Raw genomic sequence first — 20,390 nt, 5'->3', positions numbered from 1 at the left:
CACCTATGAATGATGCAGAAAATCCGACCCTGGCCTACGAACACCATGTGCTGATCTGCACCAACCTGCGCCCCTATGGCCGCCGCAGTTGCTCGGGCTCAGGCGCTCATGAACTGCTCAGCGCAGCAAAACGCAAGCTCGCCCAAATGGGTGAACAGGGAACATCGCGCGCCAATGCATCCGGCTGCCTGGGCCGTTGCGACCACGGCCCGGTCATGGTGATTTACCCAGCTAACCTGTGGTTCTCGTGCAAGACGCCGCAACAGGTTGAACGCATTCTCAATCAACACCTCTTCCGTCCCGATAAGCCATTGTGACCCAAGTGGCCTAAGCAGGAATCCACGTCATGACCTGGACAGATGAAGACATGCGCATCGCCCAATGGATGTTGGCCGAGTACCGTAAACAAGACTATCTACCGCAAGCCTTCGCCGTGCGGGAGATCCGTCTGATGTTCGGCGAAGCTCATGTGTACCAAAATTGCCACGGCAACTGGGCCGTGAACAAACCAATCCTCGAAGCCTTTAAAGCTCTGACTGCTGAGTACGTGGTATGGAGCCGAAGCTTTCAACTATGGAGGCAAAGAACCGCACAAGATCCAGCGGGCATGCGCGTGAGCCGCTGACGAGATATCCCGATTCAACCTTACGCGTCAGTAACTCCACAAAAGCCTTGGTCGTCGGCGACTTCTGATCCTTGCGCTGCTCCAGTCACACTACCGGCACCTCCTCTGACTCAAGCAACGGGCTCGCCACACCTACGTCCTCGGTAAATAAATGAGACAAAGAGAAAACGGAGCATGTCATTTCGGAAACGTCCCACAGCCAGAGCCTTAGCTTCCCGGTAGGGTCAATGTCCCCCAGCTACATGTCGGGATTACCCCAAGGATGAGAAAAGAATGAATAACAAGGCAGTCATCGTTTTCAGTGGTGGACAAGACTCAACAACCTGCTTGATCCATGCTTTGCCGACCTATGATGAAATACACTGCATTACCTTTGATTATGGTCAGCGCCATCGCGCAGACATTGAAGTGGCGCAACAACTCTCAAAGAAGCTTGGCGTGGAAGTTCATAAAGTATTGGATACGTCGTTACTCAATGAATTAGCCATCAGCAGCTTAACTCGTGACAACATCCCAGCTCCGAGCATAAGCAGCTCTGCAGAAGGCCTGCCGGACACTTTCGTACCAGGCAGAAATATTCTGTTTTTAACCTTAGCCGCTATTTACGCCTATCAAGTACGCGCTGAAACTGTAATCACGGGTGTTTGTGAAACAGATTTCTCTGGGTATCCGGATTGTCGGGATGAGTTTATCAAGACGCTGAATAACGCCATTGAATTGGGAATGGACTATAAGCTGCACATTGAAACCCCGCTTATGTGGCTGAATAAGGCAGAGACTTGGGCATTGGCCGATCACCACAAAAAACTGGACTTGATCCGCGACCACACATTGTCTTGTTACAACGGAATTAAGGGAAGTGGGTGCGCCAATTGTGATGCTTGTAATCTTCGCGCAAAAGGGTTGAAGGCATTTATGGCAAACAGAACAGAGATCACTAACAGTCTAAAAACAAAACTGAAATTATAAAGAACAACCTACTACAGGGGAGCGGGCTATTGACAGCCCAGCTCATCCCCATTTTCATGCAGACTGGGACCCTGCTATATATCTTTTAAACAACGACCTTGCTCCGTAAGCGGGCAAGATATTAAAAACAGCGAAACACATTTTTATAGCTATCTGAAGATAGATTATATTAAGTATGTCATCATTTTGCATGACTCCATAAAATGCAATAAAGCAGAAAATAAAGCTATCTATTATCACCGCAAAAAAAGTACTAAAAAACACTCGCAAAAATAGAAATCTGGAGTTCGTAAGCTCTTTTATTTTACACAGCAAATAAGAGTTAACATACTCGGAAAAAAGAAAAGAAATAGAGGACGCGACTAATACAGAGGAAACATGACCAATAACCTCACCATAGTGCATATCCAGTTTCCAACCGGGTAATCCTGGGAGGTAGCTGGTGATACTTAGCAAGACGATGATAAAAGCATTACTCGCAAAAGCAAATAATATAGCTTTTCTTGCAAGTCTAAGCCCATAAGACTCATTCAATAAATCGACTATTAAAAACGTCAGCGGATATAGAAACACACCCGGAGTAACCACAACATCAAATCGTTCTAAATAAACAAGCTTTGTGGCAGCAACGTTCGTGAAGATATAAAGCGCAAACAAAACCAGATTGAGCGCAACGTAAGTCATCCAAGACCGTTCATGACGATCATTTACTTCGTATGCGGTTAATGCAGCTCCGCCGGAATAAAACTTCCTGTACACATCCTTTATCTCCCCTTTACTTAAATTATCCAACACTTCACTTTTCAACAGATCACTCAACTTTAACTTAACAACTTTCCCTGTTGAGATCACCATGATGACAGCAAGATTTTTAGTATTTTCAAACCCTAACAATTTATATTTGCTGTTTTCGACCTCGTTATCGCTGACCATTAAATCTCTCCTCCAACACATCTCCAACAACACAAATAACATCAGAATCAAAACAAGAGCCATTGGTTATAGATATTTTTTTTGTTATTTTGTCGTACACCAACTTTTCTTTATCGCTGTTGAAAAAACCTTTTTTGACGATTAACAGGTCTCCCGGCTCATTCATACCACCCACCTCAGTCTCTAACAGCACGCCTATTACGTTGCAGGCAGAACCAAAGTAATAAGTAAGAGGATGAATCGTAGCTAGCTCACCGATTCGTTTGTCTAAGTTCTGAATCAGCAAACTCTCTTTAATTATAGGAACTGCCGCCGGATTCATATTTCCAAGCAAAGAGATACTACTCTCAATTGTTTCCTTTTCTTCAAAATCAACAGTCTCTATTTCTTTGTAAGACACACCAAAGAAATCAGAAATTTTTCGAATCGTAGATTGCTGAACATTTACTACCCGCCCTTCCAAGATATTATATATCGTAGTCCGGGTTAGTCCGCTCGCATTGCATAAGGATAGCTGTGTCTCTCCACGACTTTTTATCAAATACTTAATATTACTCTTCAAGTTTTCCGTTTTTTCTTTCTTGTACATTACATATCTACCATTTCTTATAGCTTGAGCAAACTGCACGCCCTCGATGAAAACACAGAAGCATCTCTGCGTGATATAGCATCCTACACCTCTGGGAGCTTCACAAAAATCAATATCGTGAACACGACAAACAATCGTTAAATAATATTTCGCTTCCAACTCTTCAGGTGGTCGTTCTGTTGCAAATGACCATTCAACTTAGCGAAACTTCCCACAACCATTTCTTACAGCAACTTCCTACAAAAACAATTCGGTCTTGAATGAATCATTTAATTACATAGATGTTCATTTATTTGATTAATAAAATTGAATTCTCTGGTAATAATTCTACCGAGCCGTCAATTCACGTAACGCCGCCAAGGGACTGGCACCTTCTCAAACCTTGCAAGGAGCTTCGCCATGAAAAAGACCAATCCAAACTCCCCAGAATCCTCAAACCTTCCAACCGACGACACCGTCGATTTATCCAAACTCTCCGAAATCATCGAACGCCGAGTCAGCGCCCGTCTGCGCAAACCAGACCGCCCTGACCCGGTCAGCCACTTCTTCACCATCGTCCCGAATGCCGACACGGCATCCCTGCTCTGTCACGCCTGCGAAACCCTTGCCTCGCTGAATGTCATGACCACCGATCTCGCCTGCGAACTGGAAGGCTCGCGCCGCAATGTGGCGCTGGCAATTCAGCAGCTGGCCGTACTGGGCGAGTTATTGGTAAATCGAGCGCTAGACAACCTGGAACCGCCCGTAGGGTCGTCTGAAGCTCCGTCGAACAGCCAACGCTGAGTAGTCCCGTTTTGTTACCAAATGGAGGTTTCTTGTCATGGATCGATACATGCCTATCACCGGCGTCGACTGCACCATCGCATCGTTAGTAATCGACACCGAAGCGCCGCTGGACGTGTTGCACGAAACAGCGGCCTATCGCATTCGCACCGCGACCCAACTGCTGGAAAATTTCGCGTTTGGCGAAGGCATTCACAGTGAGTTGGCGCGAGTGCTAGTGACTTCATTGCGCGATGGTTGCGATTTGATGGATGTCATTGGCCGACGATTGCAGGTGCAGGTTTCGGTGTAGTGCTTAGGAAAGAAAAACGGGTGATCTCATTGAGGTCACCCATTTTTTGTTGCCGCGGCTATGGGCAACGACGCCAGGTTGCGTAGCCTTCAGGGCAACAGCATTTTGATGCAAAAATCCCGACACCTGGGCGCAGTGGAAACAGTACAGCGGTCAAACCGAACAGATGCCCCCTTCCCGCCGTAGTAACAACACGAAATAGGAAATTTCAGCGCGATATTAGGGAAACGTCCTAACGCCAGCACCTGAGCGCCCGGGATAGGTTCGATCCTCCCCCGGTTACACGCTGGGATTCCCCAAGGACGAACAAGAAATCCAGATGAAAAAGCTCGGTTTCCCGGAAACCCCGGACTTTCTGCCCATTCCAAGGCGACAACCCACCAAGGAGCAGATACAAGCCTTCCAGGACGCCGGTACAGCGGTAGCCGCCACTAACCGTAAGAATGAACTGGACGCCAATGCACGCTGGGAGACGCATCAAAAAAAACAACAGGACGCACTCAACACTCAGCCCGATTCGCAGGGTTGCGTGTTCGCCAAGAGTTGCAACCTCCCTGATGGCGTCATCAATCACAGCAACCCGACCGGTTTCGTCCCCCTCGAGAAGCTGGCTAACTACGGGTTGTGGGCCGTGCTTGGCACTGGCGCAGCAATCACGGCCGAAGGCATACCCCTGAAACTGGTGGGAGGTTCGACCACAGGGGGCGTCATTACCCAACGTCTCGGCGGATCCCTTGCACTCGGTCTGCTATCAGACTCCATGATAGTGGCAGCCGGTGCTGCGGTCGGGACCGTGGCACTCTTGATGCCGAACACCCAGCTTGCCCCCGACAGTGCCTTCTACAAGAAAGAACAATACGCGGAGCTGGATACCGGTCGAACCCGTGTCCGCATCAACGTGAAGAGCTTGCCCGACGGCTCCGTCAGCGCCTACGGCTTCTACACCGGCGGGAAAAAAGACTGGGAATTTGTCCCGGTCATCAAAGCCACCCAAGAGGGAGAGACGTTTGTCGCCGACATCGGCAACGGCATCGGCCTGATCTGGACGCCCGCGGCGAGTCCCGACGATCTGCCGCGCATTCCAGTACTCGAAGGCGCCCCGTCCCTGCCGACGATATGGGTATATCCGTCCACCGAACAAGCCGAAAAGGTCCTGGTGAACCCGGAGCATCCGCCGGAGTATCAGGACGCGATCATCTGGTTCCCTGCGGATGCGGGGCTTGAGCCGATCTACATCGTGCTCAATGCCAGGTTTGAACCCGGTGGGGTTACGGGGGTGGGAGAAGATGTGTCGGGGGTTTGGCTTGCTGGGGCTGGCACTGGGTTAGGCGCTCCTATACCGACGCGAATTGTTGGTCAGCTTCGTGGCCAACAGTTCAGTAGCTTCGACGCATTCAGGAAAGCGTTCTGGATAGCCGTAGCCAATGACGTAGAGCTAAGTCAGCAATTCAATTCACGCAACCTGTCCAGCATGGCGAAAGGCTTGGCCCCTGCCGCCCCCAAAATCGAGCATGTGGGAAAACGAATTGCATTCGAATTGCACCACGTGGAACCAATCAAGGATGGTGGCGCCGTATACGATGCTGACAATCTGCGAGCTGTCACGCCAAGGCGCCATATCGACATACACAGAAGGGCTGAATAATGGATTTGAAGAGCAATCTTGCCGAGTACACAAAACAGGAATTCAAAGCGCTGATTGGCGCTATCGACGATGCTGAAATAGAGGAAGACCGGGGGAAGTTGGTGGAGCACTTCAACAAGATCGTGCCGCATCCAGCAGGGAGCGACTTGCTGTTCTATCCAGAGGATGGAGCAGATGACTCGCCGGAAGGAGTCGTGCAGACGATCGAAGACTATTGCGCGTCCAAAGGCTTGCCAGGTTTCAGGGACTGATCCAGAGAACTGAAGTCGTACTCAACCACCCGCAAATAAGCAAAAAAATGCAAAGCAGATTCAGTGACTACGCCGAAGCAGAGTTTCTTCAACTTATGCAGAAAATCCGGGCCGCGAACAAGAACTCACCGGACGAGACTCTCGATCCTTTGCTAAAACAATTTTGCGAGATTACAGAGCATCCTGACGGAACCGACCTCATTTACTATCCCGAAGAAGGCGCAGACAACTCAAATCAAGGCATCACACAGACTGTGAAGGAATGGCGTGCAGCTCAGGGCCTGCCGGGATTCTAAAGATGAGTGACCCCAATTGGCAATATTGCCCGAGGTTGAGCTTATAGATATGGGCTCAAGTGAACGGGACAGCCCCCACGTTCCGCGCCGAGGCCGTCCAGACGTTTACTGAGCTTGAATCAACTTGCTTTCAGCGACGCCAGCGCGGCCTGTCTTGTCGTCGACGACTTGCAGGTTGTTACGCGCTTTGATGAAACCCATTTTCACTTCCTGCCAGACAAAGTAGTTTTTGCCGGCTTCTGCGGTGAGTTTCAGCTCCGAGTCGTTTTCCGCCGAAGACACCAGAGTCTGCTGGCCGGCCGGGACGGCTAACATCAGGTAGGACTTGGCGACTGTCTGCCCTACAGGCTTGCCATTGAGGGTAACCGGCATTTTCACCCCGGCGCCCATGCTCTCGTTGCGATAAACGTAGATATTGGCTTTGTCAGGGCTCACCTGGAACGTCTTTGCTTGAGCGTCCTGGAGTTCATCAGCCATTTTTACCGAAGCACAACCACCGGTCAGAGCAATCAATGCCAGCAATGCGGTGAACGTTAACTGCTTGAACATCCTGTATCTCCATAGTTTGTGATGAGTCCAATGACGGTATCGGCCAATACGATAAAAGACCTAGGGCTGCATCCAAGAAAAACCTTGAAGCCCTATGACGTCAGCTTACGCGTCAGCAACTCCACAAACGCCTTGGCCATCGGCGACTTCTGATCCTTGCGCTGTACCAGCCACACCGCCGACACGGCCGCCGGATCGAGTAGAGGGCGATAGACCACGCCATCAATACGCATCCGCTGATACGAAGCCGGCAATACCGACACCCCCAAACCTGCCGCCACCAGCCCAATGATGGTCATCGCCTCGCCAGCCTCTTGGGCAAAGTGCGGGCTGAACCCGGCATCTCGCGCCAGGCTGAGCAGCTGTGCGTACAGACCGCTGCCATAACTACGTGGGAAAAATACGAATGGTTCGAGGGCCAGTGCCGAGAGGAATAAACCGTCTTCGCTGCCGCTCACCAGCGGATGTTTGGAGCTGAGCACCGCCACCAGCGGCTCGCGCATCAGTTCCACCACGCTGAGGGAGTCCGGCAAGCCAAGCGGTCGCATGATGCCGACTTCGATTGATTCGTCCACCAATGCATCGGCCACTTGGGTGCTGCTCATTTCCCGCAGGTGCAGGTGCACCGCCGGAAAACGCTGGCGAAACGAGAAAATCGCCTGAGGAATGGTCGAGTTGAATGGCGCCGACGAGGTGAAGCCGATCTTCAGCTCACCCAACTCGCCGAGTTGTGCCCGTCGTGCAACGTCCGCCGCTTTGTCGACCTGAGCCAGCACCAACCGCGCCTCCTCCAGAAACAGCCGACCGGCCTCGCTGAGTTCGACCCGACGATTGGTCCGTTCGAATAACCGCGCGCCGACCTCCTGCTCCAGCGCCTGAATCTGCTGGCTCAGGGGTGGTTGCGAGATGCCCAGCACTTGGGCGGCGCGGCCGAAATGCAGTTCTTCGGCGACGGCGATGAAGTAGCGCAGATGGCGCAATTCCATGAAAACTCCATTAGGTCGTAAAACCTATCAAACAGGTCGAACAATATATTGGATTGAATCATTAGGCAGCTATATGATTTTTTCATTGCCTGACCGGCTGCGCCCCTCCGAGGTCTGAAGTGAAAACTGCTCTCGCCCCACTCGCCCATGAAATTCCGCCCACTCCGCTGGACGATGTCGTCGCCGAGCTCAGCGAGATCTATATCGAAAAAGGCACGCCGATGTTCATGCGCACGGTGCTGGCGCTGTTCTCGGGCGGTTTCGCGACCTTTGCCCTGCTGTATTGCGTGCAGCCAATGATGCCGCTGCTGTCACACGAGTTTTCCATCAACGCAGCCCAGAGCAGCCTGATCCTGTCGGTCGCCACCGGCATGCTCGCCATCGGCTTGCTGATCACCGGTCCTATCTCTGATCGCATCGGGCGTAAACCGGTGATGGTCGCCGCGCTGTTCGCCGCCGCTCTCTGCACCATGGCCAGCGCAATGATCCCGAGCTGGCAAGGCGTGCTGGTGATGCGGGCGCTGGTGGGGCTGTCGTTGAGTGGTCTGGCGGCGGTCGCGATGACTTACCTGAGCGAAGAGATCCACCCGCAGCACCTTGGCCTGGCCATGGGCTTGTACATCGGTGGCAACGCTATCGGTGGCATGTGTGGACGGTTAATCGTCGGGGTATTGATCGACTTCGTCAGCTGGCACACGGCGATGCTGGTCATCGGTGGCCTGGCGCTGATTGCCGCAGCGGTGTTCTGGAAAATCCTCCCGGAGTCGCGCAACTTCCGCGCTCGCTCGCTGCATCCGCGCAGCTTGTTGGACGGCTTCACCATGCACTTTCGCGATGCTGGTCTACCACTGCTGTTCCTTGAGGCTTTCGTGCTGATGGGCGCGTTCGTCACGCTGTTCAACTACATCGGCTATCGCTTGCTGGCCGAGCCGTATCACATGGATCAGGCCTTCGTCGGGCTGCTCTCGGTGGTGTACCTGTCGGGCATCTACAGCTCGGCGAAAATCGGCGCCCTGGCCGACCAGCTCGGCCGGCGCAAAGTGCTCTGGGCAACCATTGTGGTCATGCTTGCGGGCATCGCCCTGACCATGTTCACGCCGTTACCCCTGGTGATTCTCGGCATGCTGATCTTTACCTTCGGCTTCTTCGGTGCGCATTCGGTGGCCAGTAGCTGGATTGGCCGTCGTGCGATCAAGGCCAGAGGACAGGCGTCGTCGCTGTACCTGTTCAGCTACTACGCCGGGTCGAGTATTGCGGGTACGGCGGGCGGTGTGGCCTGGCATTTGGGTGGGTGGAACGGGATCGGGTTGTTTATTGGTGGGTTGTTGGTGATTGCGTTGTTGGTGGCGTTGAAACTGGCGAAGTTGCCGCCGCTCGGCGGTGTAAAGGCTTAAACACAAATATCCAGTCATCCATAAACAACTGTGGGAGCGAGCCTGCTCGCGATGGCGGCATAACAGCCAACTGAGATGTTGAATGTTATGGCCTCATCGCGAGCAGGCTCGCTCCCACAGAAAAGCCGGGTGTCTGTTAACCCGCGACGATTACTCGTGATACTGCGCCGACAATTCATGCACCGCACGCAGGAACGCACCCGCATGCTCTGGATCAACTTCAGGCGTGATGCCATGGCCGAGGTTGAACACGTGACCACTGCCCTTGCCATAGCTGGCGAGGATCCGGCCGACTTCGGTGCGGATGGCTTCTGGCTTGGCGTAAAGCACGGTCGGGTCCATGTTGCCTTGCAGGGCGACTTTGTTGCCGACGCGTTGGCGGGCTTCGCCAATGTCGCAAGTCCAGTCCAGGCCCAGCGCGTCCGCGCCGGCGTCGGCGATGCTTTCCAGCCACAGGCCGCCGTTCTTGGTGAACAGGATGACCGGAACCTTACGGCCTTCGTGTTCGCGGATCAGGCCGCTGACGATTTTGCGCATGTAAGCCAGGGAGAATTCCTGGTAGGCCGCTGCGGAGAGGTTGCCGCCCCAGGTGTCGAAGATCTGCACCGCTTGCGCGCCGGCCATGATCTGGCCGTTGAGGTAGCTGGTGACCGACTGCGCGAGCTTGTCCAGCAGCAGGTGCATGGCTTGCGGGTTGTCATAGAGCATGGCTTTGGTCTTGCGGAAGTCTTTCGACGAGCCGCCTTCGACCATGTAGGTGGCCAGGGTCCATGGGCTGCCGGAGAAGCCGATCAGCGGCACGCGGCCGTTCAGTTCGCGACGGATGGTGCTGACCGCGTCCATGACGTAGCCGAGGTCTTTGTGCGGATCAGGAATCGGCAGGGCTTCGATGTCGGCCAAGGTACTGACGACTTTTTTGAAGCGCGGACCTTCACCAGTCTCGAAGTACAGGCCTTGGCCCATGGCATCGGGGATGGTGAGGATGTCGGAGAAAAGGATCGCCGCGTCCAGTTGCGGATAGCGGTCGAGCGGCTGCATCGTGACTTCGCAAGCGAACGCCGGGTTCATGCACAGGCTCATGAAATCACCGGCCTTGGCGCGGCTGGCGCGGTACTCAGGCAGGTAGCGACCGGCCTGACGCATCATCCACACAGGGGTGACGTCTACGGGTTGCTTGAGCAGGGCGCGAAGGAAACGGTCGTTCTTCAGGGCAGTCATGTCGGCATCCGGAAAAAAAGTGCGGGCATTTTCTCAGAGCGCGACGCAAAAGGCACGGCAAGCGCCGCACCTTTTGTCTATCGGGTCAATTTGTCGCGGTGGAATACCGTTTTTGGTAACACCCTGAAACCAATGTGGGAGCGAGCCTGCTCGCGATGAGGGCTTCACATTCAACATCTCTGCTGACTGGTCTACCGCTATCGCGAGCAGGCTCGCTCCCACAGGTTTTTGCGTTGTTCGGTTAAACGCCCAGGTAATCCAGGATCCCTTCAGCGGCATTGCGGCCTTCGAAGATCGCCGTTACCACCAGGTCGGAACCGCGCACCATGTCGCCGCCCGCGAAGATTTTCGGGTTGCTGGTCTGGTGCTTGTACTGGCCTTGTTCCGGCGCCACGACGCGGCCCTGGCTGTCGGTCCGGATGCTGAACTGCTCGAACCACGACGCCGGGCTTGGACGGAAACCGAAAGCGATAACCACGGCATCGGCCGGGATGATCTCTTCGGAACCCGGGATCGGCTCGGGGCTGCGACGGCCACGGGCGTCCGGCTCGCCGAGACGGGTCTCGACCACCTTCACGCCTTCGACACGATCTTCACCGACGATCGCGATCGGCTGGCGGTTGTAGAGGAATTTCACGCCTTCTTCCTTGGCGTTCTTCACCTCTTTGCGCGAGCCTGGCATGTTCGCTTCGTCACGACGATAGGCACAGGTCACTGCTTTGGCGCCCTGACGAATCGAGGTCCGATTGCAGTCCATCGCTGTATCGCCGCCGCCCAGTACCACGACCTTCTTGCCTTTCATGTCGACGAAATCTTCCGGCGACTTTTCAAAGCCCAGGTTGCGATTGACGTTGGCGATCAGGAAGTCCAGCGCATCATGCACGCCCGGCAGATCTTCACCGGCAAAGCCGCCCTTCATGTAGGTGTAAGTGCCCATGCCCATGAATACGGCATCGTATTCTTCGAGCAGTTGCTCGATGGTCACGTCCTTGCCGATTTCGGTGTTCAGGCGAAACTCGATGCCCATGCCGGTGAAGACTTCGCGGCGATTGCTCAACACGGTCTTTTCCAGCTTGAACTCGGGGATCCCGAAGGTCAGCAGACCGCCGATTTCCGGGTTCTTGTCGAACACCACCGGGGTCACGCCGCCACGTACCAGCACGTCGGCACAACCCAGGCCGGCAGGGCCCGCGCCGATCACTGCGACACGCTTGCCGGTCGGTTTGACCTTGGACATGTCCGGGCGCCAGCCCATGGCGAACGCGGTGTCGGTGATGTACTTCTCGACCGAACCGATGGTCACCGCGCCGAAGCCGTCGTTAAGGGTGCAGGCACCCTCGCACAGACGATCCTGCGGGCACACACGGCCGCAGACTTCCGGCAGGGTGTTGGTCTGGTGCGACAGCTCGGCGGCCTGGAGGATGTTGCCCTCGGCCACCAGCTTGAGCCAGTTGGGAATGAAGTTGTGCACCGGGCACTTCCATTCGCAATACGGGTTACCGCAACCCAGGCAGCGGTGGGCCTGGTCGGCCGACTGCTGGGGTTTGAAGGGTTCGTAGATTTCCACGAACTCTTTCTTGCGTTGACGCAACAGTTTCTTCTTCGGATCCTTGCGCCCGACATCGATGAACTGGAAGTCGTTATTCAGACGTTCAGCCATTGTTAAAACCTCATCAAACTCTTCAGGCGCATATCACTGCGGGTTGGCACGGGTGCTGGAAAGCAACGATTTCAGGTTGGCAGCCTTGGGCTTGACCAGCCAGAAACGACGCAGATAGTCATCGAGGTTTTCAGCGAGGTTACGACCCCACTCGCTGTCGGTTTCCTCGACGTATTCGTTCAGCACGCGTTGCAAGTGGCTTCGATAGGCTTCCATCGCCTCACCGCTGATCCGCTGGATTTCCACCAGTTCGTGGTTGACCCGGTCAACGAAGGAATTGTCCTGGTCGAGCACGTAGGCGAAACCGCCGGTCATGCCTGAGCCGAAGTTGTAACCGGTCTTGCCCAGCACGCAGACGAAACCACCGGTCATGTACTCGCAGCAGTGATCGCCAGTGCCTTCCACGACGGTGTGAGCACCGGAGTTACGCACCGCGAAACGCTCGCCCGCTGTACCGGCGGCGAACAGCTTGCCCCCGGTGGCGCCATACAGGCAGGTGTTGCCGATAATGGCGCTGTCCTGAGTCTTGTAGATGCTGCCCTTCGGCGGAACGATGACCAGCTTGCCGCCGGTCATGCCTTTGCCGACGTAGTCGTTGGCATCGCCTTCCAGGTACATGTTCAGGCCGCCCGCGTTCCACACACCGAAGCTCTGACCCGCAGTGCCTTTGAAGCGGAAGGTGATCGGCGCGTTGGCCATGCCCTGGTTGCCATGTTTGCGAGCAATTTCACCGGAGATCCGTGCGCCGATGGAACGGTCGCAGTTGCAGATATCCAGGGCGAAATCGGCGCCGCTCATGTCGTTGATGGCTGAGGTGGCCAGGTCGACCATTTTCTCGGCCAGCAGGCCTTTGTCGAACGGCGGGTTGCGGTCGACCTGGCAGAATTGAGGCTTGTCTGCCGGGATGTGATCGCTGCCCAGCAACGGGGTCAGGTCCAGGTGGTTCTGCTTGACGGTCTGGCCTTCGAGGATTTCCAGCAGATCGGTACGGCCGATCAGCTCTTCGAGGGAGCGCACGCCCAGCTTGGCCAGCCACTCACGGGTTTCTTCGGCGACGTAGGTGAAGAAATTCACCACCATGTCGACGGTACCGATGTAGTGATCCTTGCGCAGCTTCTCGTTCTGAGTCGCGACGCCGGTGGCGCAGTTGTTCAGGTGGCAAATACGCAGGTATTTGCAGCCCAGGGCGATCATTGGCGCGGTGCCGAAGCCGAAGCTTTCAGCACCGAGGATCGCTGCCTTGATCACGTCGAGGCCAGTTTTCAGGCCGCCGTCGGTCTGCACCCGGACCTTGCCGCGCAGGTCGTTGCCGCGCAGGGTCTGGTGGGTTTCGGCCAGGCCGAGCTCCCACGGTGCGCCCGCGTATTTGATCGAGGTCAGCGGCGATGCACCGGTACCACCGTCGTAGCCGGAAATGGTGATCAAGTCCGCATAGGCCTTGGCCACACCGGCAGCGATAGTGCCTACGCCGGCTTCTGCAACCAGCTTCACCGAGACCAGTGCCTTCGGGTTGACTTGTTTCAGGTCGAAAATCAGCTGCGACAGGTCTTCGATCGAATAGATGTCGTGGTGCGGCGGAGGCGAAATCAGGGTCACACCCGGCACTGCGTAACGCAGCTTGGCGATCAGACCGTTAACCTTGCCACCCGGCAACTGACCACCTTCGCCCGGCTTGGCGCCCTGAGCGACCTTGATCTGCAGCACTTCAGCGTTGACCAGGTATTCCGGGGTCACACCGAAACGGCCAGTGGCGACCTGCTTGATTTTCGAGCTCTTGATGGTGCCGTAGCGCGCCGGGTCTTCGCCGCCTTCGCCGGAGTTGGAGCGCGCGCCGAGGCGGTTCATGGCTTCGGCCAGGGCTTCGTGAGCTTCCGGCGACAATGCGCCCAAAGAGATGCCCGCGGAGTCGAAGCGCTTGAGCACCGATTCCAGCGGTTCGATCTCGCTGATGTCCAGCGGCGTATCCAGAGTCTTGACCTTGAACAGGTCGCGGATCATCGACACCGGACGGTTGTCCACCAGCGCCGTGTATTCCTTGAACTTGCTGTAGTCGCCCTGCTGCACAGCGGCTTGCAGAGTGCTGACCACGTCCGGGTTGTAGGCGTGATATTCGCCACCGTGGACGAACTTCAGCAAACCGCCCTGCTGGATTGGCTTGCGCGGGCTCCAGGCTTCGGCTGCCAGGGCTTTCTGCTCGGCTTCGATGTCGACGAAACGCGCACCTTTGATGCGGCTCGGAACGCCACGGAAGCTCAGGTCGCAGACTTCTTCAGACAGGCCGATGGCCTCGAACAGTTGCGCACCGCGATAAGAGGTGATGGTGGAGATGCCCATCTTCGACAGGATCTTCAGCAGGCCTTTGGTGATGCCTTTACGGTAGTTCTTGAACACCTCATAGAGGTCGCCCAACACTTCACCGGTTCGGATCAGGTCGCCCAGCACTTCGTAAGCCAGGAACGGATAGACCGCCGAAGCACCGAAACCGATCAGCACCGCGAAGTGATGCGGGTCGCGAGCGGTAGCGGTTTCCACAAGGATATTGGAGTCGCAACGCAGGCCTTTTTCGGTCAAGCGGTGGTGTACCGCGCCGGTCGCCAGCGAAGCGTGGATCGGCAACTTGCCCGGGGCGATATGACGGTCACTCAATACAATCTGGGTGCGACCGGAGCGAACGGCTTCTTCAGCCTGATCGGCAACATTGCGCACCGCAGCTTCGAGGCCGACGCTCTCGTCGTAGTTGAGGTCAATGATCTGACGCTCGAAGCCTGGGCGGTCGAGGTTCATCAGCGAGCGCCACTTGGCCGGAGAAATGACCGGCGAACTGAGGATCACGCGCGAGGCATGTTCCGGCGACTCCTGGAAGATATTGCGCTCGGCGCCGAGGCAGACTTCCAGCGACATGACGATCGCTTCGCGCAGCGGGTCGATCGGCGGGTTGGTCACCTGCGCGAACTGCTGACGGAAATAGTCGTACGGCGTGCGCACGCGCTGGGACAGCACGGCCATCGGCGTATCGTCGCCCATCGAGCCGACGGCTTCGTAGCCTTGTTCGCCGAGCGGACGCAGCACCTGGTCGCGCTCTTCGAACGTGACCTGATACATCTTCATGTACTGCTTGAGCTGATCGACGTCGTAGAAAGCCGAACCGTGATCGTTGTCTTCCATGGTCGCCTGAATGCGCAGGGCATTCTTGCGCAGCCATTGCTTGTACGGATGACGCGACTTCAAGCGGTTGTCGATGGCATCGGTGTCGAGGATCTGACCGGTTTCGGTGTCCACGGCAAAGATCTGGCCAGGTCCCACACGGCCCTTGGCGATCACGTCTTCAGGCTGGTAGTTCCAGACACCGATTTCCGAGGCCAGGGTGATGAAACCATTCTTGGTGGTAACCCAACGCGCCGGACGCAGACCGTTACGGTCGAGCAGGCACACCGCGTAGCGACCGTCGGTCATTACCACGCCGGCCGGGCCGTCCCACGGTTCCATGTGCATCGAGTTGTATTCGTAGAACGCACGCAGATCCGGGTCCATGGTTTCGACGTTCTGCCACGCTGGCGGAATGATCATCCGCACGCCACGGAACAGATCGATACCACCGGTGACCATCAACTCAAGCATGTTGTCCATGCTGGAGGAGTCAGAACCGACACGGTTGACCAGCGGGCCGAGTTCTTCCAGGTCCATCAGATCATTGGTGAACTTGGTGCGACGGGCCACGGCCCAGTTGCGGTTGCCGGTGATGGTGTTGATCTCGCCGTTGTGGGCGAGAAAGCGGAACGGCTGAGCCAGCGGCCATTTCGGCAGGGTGTTGGTGGAGAAGCGCTGGTGGAAAACGCAGATTGCGGTTTGCAGGCGCTGGTCGCTCAGGTCTGGATAGAAGGCGGTCAAATCCGCCGGCATCATCAGGCCTTTATAAATGATGGTCTTGTGCGAAAAGCTGCAGACGTAGTGATCGGCGTCGGCGGCGTTGGCCACGGACGAGCGACGACGGGAGGTGAACAGCTTGACGGCCATGTCCTGATCGCTCAGGCCATCACCGGCGATGAACACTTGCTCGATCTGCGGCAGGCGCTCAAGGGCCAGGCGACCGAGGACACTGGTGTCGATCGGCACTTTGCGCCAGCCGACGAGGGTCAGGCCAGCAGCGAGGATCTCGCGGTTCATGTTCTCGCGAGCGGCTTCGGCTTTGACCGGGTCCTGGTTGAAGAAGACCATGCCCACGGCGTATTGCTTGGGCAGTTCGACGCCAAAGGTTTCCTGGGCAATCGCACGCAGGAATACATCCGGCTTTTGAATCAGCAGACCGCAACCGTCACCGGTCTTGCCGTCGGCGTTGATCCCGCCGCGGTGGGTCATGCAGGTCAGGGCCTCGATGGCCGTTTGCAAAAGGGTATGACTGGGCTCGCCCTGCATATGGGCTATCAGGCCGAAACCGCAGTTATCCTTGAATTCATCTGGTTGGTACAGACCTGCTTTCATAGACACTTTCTCACCAGGCTGCCTCTTTTCGAGGCAAATTTCTTTTCAATTCAACCACTTGCGATCCGCGCCGAACGTACGCCGGCTTAGCGGGGGCAAAAGGGTGGTCATTGTACACAGCGACACAGAGGCTCACAAATCTGACGACGAACTGTCGCAAATCTATGTCGCATTTGTGAAAGGTTTAAAGCGATCTGCTGTGCTAGTCAAAACTTTTTTAATTTTGACCGCAACGACTCAAAGACTACTGTAACGCAGACACCACAAGGCACGCGGTCTTGAGAGACGGCATGCGCTTGCAGAAATTTTGAGGTGCTTGGAGAGGCGGCCTGGGTAAGGCCGCCGAATCTTCAGCGAGTTGTTGCCAGTTCCTGTTGGACGCTGGCGACAGTGCGAGGCCAAGGTTTACCAGCCTGAACCTTCGCTGGCAAGGCCTTGATGGCGGTAACGGCTGCATCGCGGTTGGCAAAGCTGCCGTAAGTGATGACGTAAAGCGGCTTGCCGTTGAGGACTTTCTTGAAATAACGGTACTCGCCGCCCTGCTCCTTGACGAAGGATTGTGCGGCCGTTTCAGAGCTGGTCCCGAGGATTTGCACCACGTAGTTACCCGGTGCCTGGCCTGCGTACCAGCTGCCACCGGTGGCTTTGGCCACGGTGACCGGTTTCTCGGCAGGTTTGACGGCGGCGGCGGGCTTGGCAGGCGCTGGAGCCGGTTTGGCAACAGGTGCAGGCGCTGGCTTGGCGGTCGCGACCTGAGTCGGCGCTGGAACCGGTTTGGCGGCAGGCGTTGGCGCAGGGCCCGGCTGGATGCCGGCAGGCGGCGCAGTCGTGGTCACGGTTGGTGGTGTAGCGCTGGAACCTTCGACCGGCACGCCGTCGTCGCCTTCGGTGATACCACCGGCCGCTTCGGCCAATGGACCACGCATCACCGGCTGCGAATTGCCGACCAGTGGTAATGGCATTGGCTGCGAGTTACCGGCGAATTCCACGGCGGGAGCGCCATCGCTATCAGGTTGTGGCGTGCCCTGGCCCAGCGGCAGTTGTGCCTGTTCATTGGCAGGTGCGCCGGTGGTCGGTGCTTTGCTGCGACCCGGCATCAACCAGGCGGCGGCTACCGCGACCACGACTACGGCGGAAATCGCCAATACGTGTTTCTTCGGCATGTTGAACCCCATACTTGGACGCTTGACCGCTGAGCGGCTGGCAATCATGGCTTCGATCATTGCATCGCGGGCGACCTGATTGATGTTGCCAGGCCAACCGTCGGAGCTTTCGTGAATATCAGAGATCTGATCCGCGGTGAAAAGTTCGATCCCCCGGCCGGCGCCTTCTAGACGCTGCTCCAGATATTCGCGGGTTTCTTCTTCGGTATAAGGCTGCAATTCGATGACGTGGAAACGCTCTTCCTCGAGGCTCAACGCGTCAAGCTGAGCAATCAGCGAGGACTCGCCAAACAGGAACACGTGCGGGCGACCTTCCGGCGCACCCGCGGCCAAAGCCAACAAGGCTTCCAGCGCGGATTCGTCGAGTTGCTCGGCATCATCCACCAGCAAATAGACTTCTTGCCCCGTGAGGGCAAGCTGTACCACTTGGGCAAGGATCGCGCCGATTTCGGCCTGTTCGACGTTCAGCGCCTGAGCCACCTGACGCAGCACACCAGCGGCATCGCCGGCGCCACGGGCGGAAACCACCACACTCTGCACTGACTGTTTGTTGGTGCTGGCCACCAAGGCCTGACGCAACAGGGTTTTGCCGCTGCCTTGAGGGCCAGTGACCACCAGCAACAACTGGCTGTAGCGGGCCAGGTGATGCAGTTGCCCCAGCACCGGTTTGCGTTGGGCCGGGAAAAATTTGAAGCCAGGCACCCGTGGAGCGAAAGGGTCATGACTTAACTGGTAATGGCCGAGGAAAGCCTCGTCGGCATGCAAACTAGTCATCGGGATCTTATTAACCTTTAAGCTGAGCCAGGGCGCGGTAATCCGCTCCCAGCGTGGCCTGTAAAACCTCTTTCGGATAATCGTCGGTCACCACTGCTTCGCCCATGTGGCGCAGCAGCACCAGGCGCAAACGACCGTCGATCACTTTCTTGTCAATTGCCATGTGTTCGAGAAAATCGGCTTCGGTCATCTCTTCCGGCGGGATGACCGGCAGGCCGGCACGCTGGAACAGGCGAATACCGCGATCACGCTCCTGTTCGCTGATCCAGCCCAGGCGCGCGGACATTTCCAAAGCCATTACGGTGCCAGCAGCGACTGCTTCACCATGAAGCCAGACACCATAGCCCATATGGGTTTCGATCGCGTGGCCGAAGGTGTGGCCCAGGTTCAACGTGGCGCGCACGCCCGTCTCTTTTTCGTCGGCACCGACCACGGCAGCCTTGGCCGCGCAGGAGCGTTCGATGGCGCAAGTCAGGGCGGTCTGGTCCAGCGCTCGGAGGCGATCGACGTTTTCTTCGAGCCAGGTGAGGAATGGCTCGTCGCAGATCAGCCCGTATTTGATGACTTCCGCCAGCCCGGCGGACAGTTCGCGGGATGGCAGGGTGTTGAGGGTGGCGGTATCGATCAGCACCACATTGGGCTGATAGAAAGCGCCGACCATGTTCTTGCCCAGCGGGTGATTGATCCCGGTCTTGCCGCCCACCGAGGAGTCGACTTGCGACAACAACGTGGTCGGCACCTGGATGAAATCGACGCCTCGCTGGTAGCAGGCGGCCGCAAAACCGGCCATGTCACCGATCACGCCGCCACCGAGGGCGATTACCGTGGTGCGGCGATCGTGCCGGGCAGTCAGCAGGCCGTCGAAAATCAGTTGCAGGGTTTCCCAGGTCTTGAAGGCTTCGCCGTCGGGCAGCACAACGGAAATCACCGAGAACTGCGCGAGGCTGCGGGTCAGACGTTCGAGATAGAGCGGCGCAACGGTTTCGTTGGAGATGATCGCTACTTGCCGCCCGCGGATATGCGGGGCCAGTAGCTCAGGCTGATCCAACAAACCTTCGCCAATATGAATCGGGTAGCTGCGCTCGCCTAGATCGACCTTGAGTGTCTGCATGTGTCCCCACAGTGAAGATGGAATCAGGCGTCCTGCCTTGAGTTTACGAATTCCACGGCGTCTGCTGGTATGACGCCGTTCGGTAGCCTGCCGCCACAACCTTGAGCGGCTGCGACAGGACGCCGAGGATAGCGCATTTCGCGCCGCGCATTAACGGGGCGGTAGCTGCTGCAAGCGTTCGAGGATGTCGAGCACCACCATCCGCGGTGGCCGCTCATCGGTTTCCACCACCAGGTCGGCGATTTCCCGATACAGCGGATCACGGATCGCCAGCAAGTCCCGCAGGGTCTTGGCCGGATCGGCGGTGCGCAACAGTGGCCGATTGCGATCGCGAGCCGTTCGGCCGACCTGCTGCTCGACAGATGCATGCAGATACACCACTCGACCACCGGCGTGCAGCGCTCGACGATTGGCTTCGCGCATCACCGCGCCACCGCCAGTCGCCAACACTACGCCGTCGCACGCGCACAGCTCGGCAATCATCGCCTGCTCGCGGTCACGAAAGCCCGGTTCGCCTTCCTTATCGAATATCCACGGGATATTGGCGCCCGTGCGCAATTCAATTTCCTTATCGGAATCTTTGAATGGCAGGCGCAGCTCTTTGGCCAGCAACCGGCCGATGGTGCTTTTACCAGCCCCCATCGGTCCAACAAGAATCAAATTTCGCACAGAA

19 protein-coding genes and 1 pseudogene are annotated in these 20,390 nt (G+C 56.6%); 9 read left to right on the top strand and 11 right to left on the bottom strand.

Annotated elements, in window-relative coordinates; all coding sequences use genetic code 11:
- The first annotated feature begins 5 nt into the window (after positions 1-5).
- Positions 6-317, top strand: coding sequence for a (2Fe-2S) ferredoxin domain-containing protein (locus ACYZT2_RS03345; RefSeq protein ID WP_461970110.1), 312 nt, complete (start codon positions 6-8; stop codon positions 315-317).
- Positions 318-346: 29 nt separating this feature from the next.
- Positions 347-625, top strand: coding sequence for a DUF6953 family protein (locus ACYZT2_RS03340; protein ID WP_461970108.1), 279 nt, complete (start codon positions 347-349; stop codon positions 623-625).
- Positions 626-638: 13 nt separating this feature from the next.
- Here the strand turns inward: ACYZT2_RS03340 and ACYZT2_RS03335 are convergent.
- Positions 639-755: pseudogene (locus tag ACYZT2_RS03335) on the bottom strand (LysR family transcriptional regulator); the annotation flags it as partial.
- A 143-nt stretch (positions 756-898) separates the two neighbouring features.
- Between ACYZT2_RS03335 and queC the strand changes: the two are divergent.
- Positions 899-1,594 (top strand): 7-cyano-7-deazaguanine synthase QueC, encoded by a 696-nt coding sequence (gene queC / locus ACYZT2_RS03330; RefSeq protein ID WP_461970106.1) that lies wholly within the window; start codon positions 899-901, stop codon positions 1,592-1,594.
- A gap of 54 nt (positions 1,595-1,648) precedes the next feature.
- Here queC and ACYZT2_RS03325 read toward each other — a convergent pair whose 3' ends face one another.
- Positions 1,649-2,527, bottom strand: a complete 879-nt coding sequence (locus tag ACYZT2_RS03325) for a queuosine precursor transporter (protein ID WP_461970104.1) — start codon at positions 2,525-2,527, stop codon at positions 1,649-1,651.
- Positions 2,514-3,116: a helix-turn-helix transcriptional regulator gene (locus ACYZT2_RS03320; RefSeq protein WP_461970102.1), complete on the bottom strand. Its 603-nt coding sequence runs from the start codon at positions 3,114-3,116 to the stop codon at positions 2,514-2,516. The genes ACYZT2_RS03325 and ACYZT2_RS03320 overlap by 14 nt, the downstream gene beginning before the upstream one ends.
- Before the next feature lie 399 nt (positions 3,117-3,515).
- On the opposite strand from ACYZT2_RS03320, the gene ACYZT2_RS03315 reads away from it, so the two are divergent.
- The 5 genes from ACYZT2_RS03315 (at position 3,516) to ACYZT2_RS03295 (ending at position 6,383) form a co-directional block, all read left to right on the top strand.
- Positions 3,516-3,899 (top strand): DUF6124 family protein, encoded by a 384-nt coding sequence (locus ACYZT2_RS03315; RefSeq protein WP_461970100.1) that lies wholly within the window; start codon positions 3,516-3,518, stop codon positions 3,897-3,899.
- A gap of 37 nt (positions 3,900-3,936) precedes the next feature.
- Positions 3,937-4,191: a hypothetical protein gene (locus ACYZT2_RS03310; protein ID WP_461970098.1), complete on the top strand. Its 255-nt coding sequence runs from the start codon at positions 3,937-3,939 to the stop codon at positions 4,189-4,191.
- Positions 4,192-4,510: 319 nt separating this feature from the next.
- On the top strand, positions 4,511-5,836 hold the full coding sequence (locus ACYZT2_RS03305) for an S-type pyocin domain-containing protein (RefSeq protein ID WP_461970096.1): 1,326 nt from the start codon (positions 4,511-4,513) through the stop codon (positions 5,834-5,836).
- The gene (locus tag ACYZT2_RS03300) at positions 5,836-6,087 is read left to right on the top strand and encodes a bacteriocin immunity protein (RefSeq protein WP_461970094.1); all 252 of its coding nucleotides are present in this window, start codon (positions 5,836-5,838) and stop codon (positions 6,085-6,087) included. Before ACYZT2_RS03305 ends, ACYZT2_RS03300 begins: the two co-directional genes overlap by 1 nt.
- Before the next feature lie 47 nt (positions 6,088-6,134).
- Positions 6,135-6,383 (top strand): bacteriocin immunity protein, encoded by a 249-nt coding sequence (locus tag ACYZT2_RS03295; protein ID WP_461970092.1) that lies wholly within the window; start codon positions 6,135-6,137, stop codon positions 6,381-6,383.
- Positions 6,384-6,488: 105 nt separating this feature from the next.
- Here the strand turns inward: ACYZT2_RS03295 and ACYZT2_RS03290 are convergent, their stop codons facing one another.
- Positions 6,489-6,932: a DUF2846 domain-containing protein gene (locus ACYZT2_RS03290; protein WP_461970090.1), complete on the bottom strand. Its 444-nt coding sequence runs from the start codon at positions 6,930-6,932 to the stop codon at positions 6,489-6,491.
- A gap of 92 nt (positions 6,933-7,024) precedes the next feature.
- A complete protein-coding gene (locus ACYZT2_RS03285; protein ID WP_461970088.1) occupies positions 7,025-7,918 on the bottom strand; it encodes a LysR family transcriptional regulator in 894 nt (297 codons plus the stop codon).
- Positions 7,919-8,037: 119 nt separating this feature from the next.
- Here ACYZT2_RS03285 and ACYZT2_RS03280 point away from each other — a divergent pair, with 119 nt between their 5' ends.
- The gene (locus tag ACYZT2_RS03280; RefSeq protein WP_461970086.1) at positions 8,038-9,312 is read left to right on the top strand and encodes an MFS transporter; all 1,275 of its coding nucleotides are present in this window, start codon (positions 8,038-8,040) and stop codon (positions 9,310-9,312) included.
- Positions 9,313-9,462: 150 nt separating this feature from the next.
- Here the strand turns inward: ACYZT2_RS03280 and hemE are convergent, their stop codons facing one another.
- The 6 genes from hemE to aroK all read right to left on the bottom strand — a co-directional run bounded on the left by hemE (position 9,463) and on the right by aroK (position 20,386).
- A complete protein-coding gene (gene hemE, locus ACYZT2_RS03275) occupies positions 9,463-10,530 on the bottom strand; it encodes a uroporphyrinogen decarboxylase (protein ID WP_429431622.1) in 1,068 nt (355 codons plus the stop codon).
- 241 nt (positions 10,531-10,771) lie between these two features.
- Entirely contained in the window at positions 10,772-12,190 is a 1,419-nt protein-coding gene (locus ACYZT2_RS03270) for an FAD-dependent oxidoreductase (RefSeq protein WP_461970083.1), read from the bottom strand.
- 33 nt (positions 12,191-12,223) lie between these two features.
- On the bottom strand, positions 12,224-16,669 hold the full coding sequence (gltB, locus tag ACYZT2_RS03265) for a glutamate synthase large subunit (RefSeq protein WP_461970081.1): 4,446 nt from the start codon (positions 16,667-16,669) through the stop codon (positions 12,224-12,226).
- A 350-nt stretch (positions 16,670-17,019) separates the two neighbouring features.
- Positions 17,020-18,606, bottom strand: a complete 1,587-nt coding sequence (locus ACYZT2_RS03260; protein ID WP_461970079.1) for an AAA family ATPase — start codon at positions 18,604-18,606, stop codon at positions 17,020-17,022.
- Positions 18,607-18,616: 10 nt separating this feature from the next.
- On the bottom strand, positions 18,617-19,717 hold the full coding sequence (aroB, locus tag ACYZT2_RS03255; protein WP_461970077.1) for a 3-dehydroquinate synthase: 1,101 nt from the start codon (positions 19,715-19,717) through the stop codon (positions 18,617-18,619).
- 150 nt (positions 19,718-19,867) lie between these two features.
- Complete coding sequence (aroK, locus tag ACYZT2_RS03250) at positions 19,868-20,386, bottom strand: shikimate kinase AroK (protein WP_032830073.1); 519 nt, start codon at positions 20,384-20,386, stop codon at positions 19,868-19,870.
- Positions 20,387-20,390: the final 4 nt, after the last annotated feature.

Source organism: Pseudomonas sp. MDT1-85 (genome assembly GCF_054898065.1).
This window is presented reverse-complemented; position numbering and strand designations above follow the sequence as displayed.

What these genes read in the sequence shown, in the direction of transcription:
- hemE (WP_429431622.1), bottom strand. Translation starts at nt 10,530, where the DNA reads ATGACTGCCCTGAAGAACGACCGTTTCCTTCGCGCCCTGCTCAAGCAA.
- ACYZT2_RS03325 (WP_461970104.1), bottom strand. Translation starts at nt 2,527, where the DNA reads ATGGTCAGCGATAACGAGGTCGAAAACAGCAAATATAAATTGTTAGGG.
- ACYZT2_RS03285 (WP_461970088.1), bottom strand. Translation starts at nt 7,918, where the DNA reads ATGGAATTGCGCCATCTGCGCTACTTCATCGCCGTCGCCGAAGAACTG.
- aroB (WP_461970077.1), bottom strand. Translation starts at nt 19,717, where the DNA reads ATGCAGACACTCAAGGTCGATCTAGGCGAGCGCAGCTACCCGATTCAT.
- ACYZT2_RS03260 (WP_461970079.1), bottom strand. Translation starts at nt 18,606, where the DNA reads ATGACTAGTTTGCATGCCGACGAGGCTTTCCTCGGCCATTACCAGTTA.
- ACYZT2_RS03315 (WP_461970100.1), top strand. Translation starts at nt 3,516, where the DNA reads ATGAAAAAGACCAATCCAAACTCCCCAGAATCCTCAAACCTTCCAACC.
- ACYZT2_RS03300 (WP_461970094.1), top strand. Translation starts at nt 5,836, where the DNA reads ATGGATTTGAAGAGCAATCTTGCCGAGTACACAAAACAGGAATTCAAA.
- ACYZT2_RS03290 (WP_461970090.1), bottom strand. Translation starts at nt 6,932, where the DNA reads ATGTTCAAGCAGTTAACGTTCACCGCATTGCTGGCATTGATTGCTCTG.
- queC (WP_461970106.1), top strand. Translation starts at nt 899, where the DNA reads ATGAATAACAAGGCAGTCATCGTTTTCAGTGGTGGACAAGACTCAACA.
- ACYZT2_RS03295 (WP_461970092.1), top strand. Translation starts at nt 6,135, where the DNA reads ATGCAAAGCAGATTCAGTGACTACGCCGAAGCAGAGTTTCTTCAACTT.
- ACYZT2_RS03270 (WP_461970083.1), bottom strand. Translation starts at nt 12,190, where the DNA reads ATGGCTGAACGTCTGAATAACGACTTCCAGTTCATCGATGTCGGGCGC.
- ACYZT2_RS03340 (WP_461970108.1), top strand. Translation starts at nt 347, where the DNA reads ATGACCTGGACAGATGAAGACATGCGCATCGCCCAATGGATGTTGGCC.
- ACYZT2_RS03305 (WP_461970096.1), top strand. Translation starts at nt 4,511, where the DNA reads ATGAAAAAGCTCGGTTTCCCGGAAACCCCGGACTTTCTGCCCATTCCA.
- ACYZT2_RS03345 (WP_461970110.1), top strand. Translation starts at nt 6, where the DNA reads ATGAATGATGCAGAAAATCCGACCCTGGCCTACGAACACCATGTGCTG.
- gltB (WP_461970081.1), bottom strand. Translation starts at nt 16,669, where the DNA reads ATGAAAGCAGGTCTGTACCAACCAGATGAATTCAAGGATAACTGCGGT.
- ACYZT2_RS03320 (WP_461970102.1), bottom strand. Translation starts at nt 3,116, where the DNA reads ATGTACAAGAAAGAAAAAACGGAAAACTTGAAGAGTAATATTAAGTAT.
- ACYZT2_RS03310 (WP_461970098.1), top strand. Translation starts at nt 3,937, where the DNA reads ATGGATCGATACATGCCTATCACCGGCGTCGACTGCACCATCGCATCG.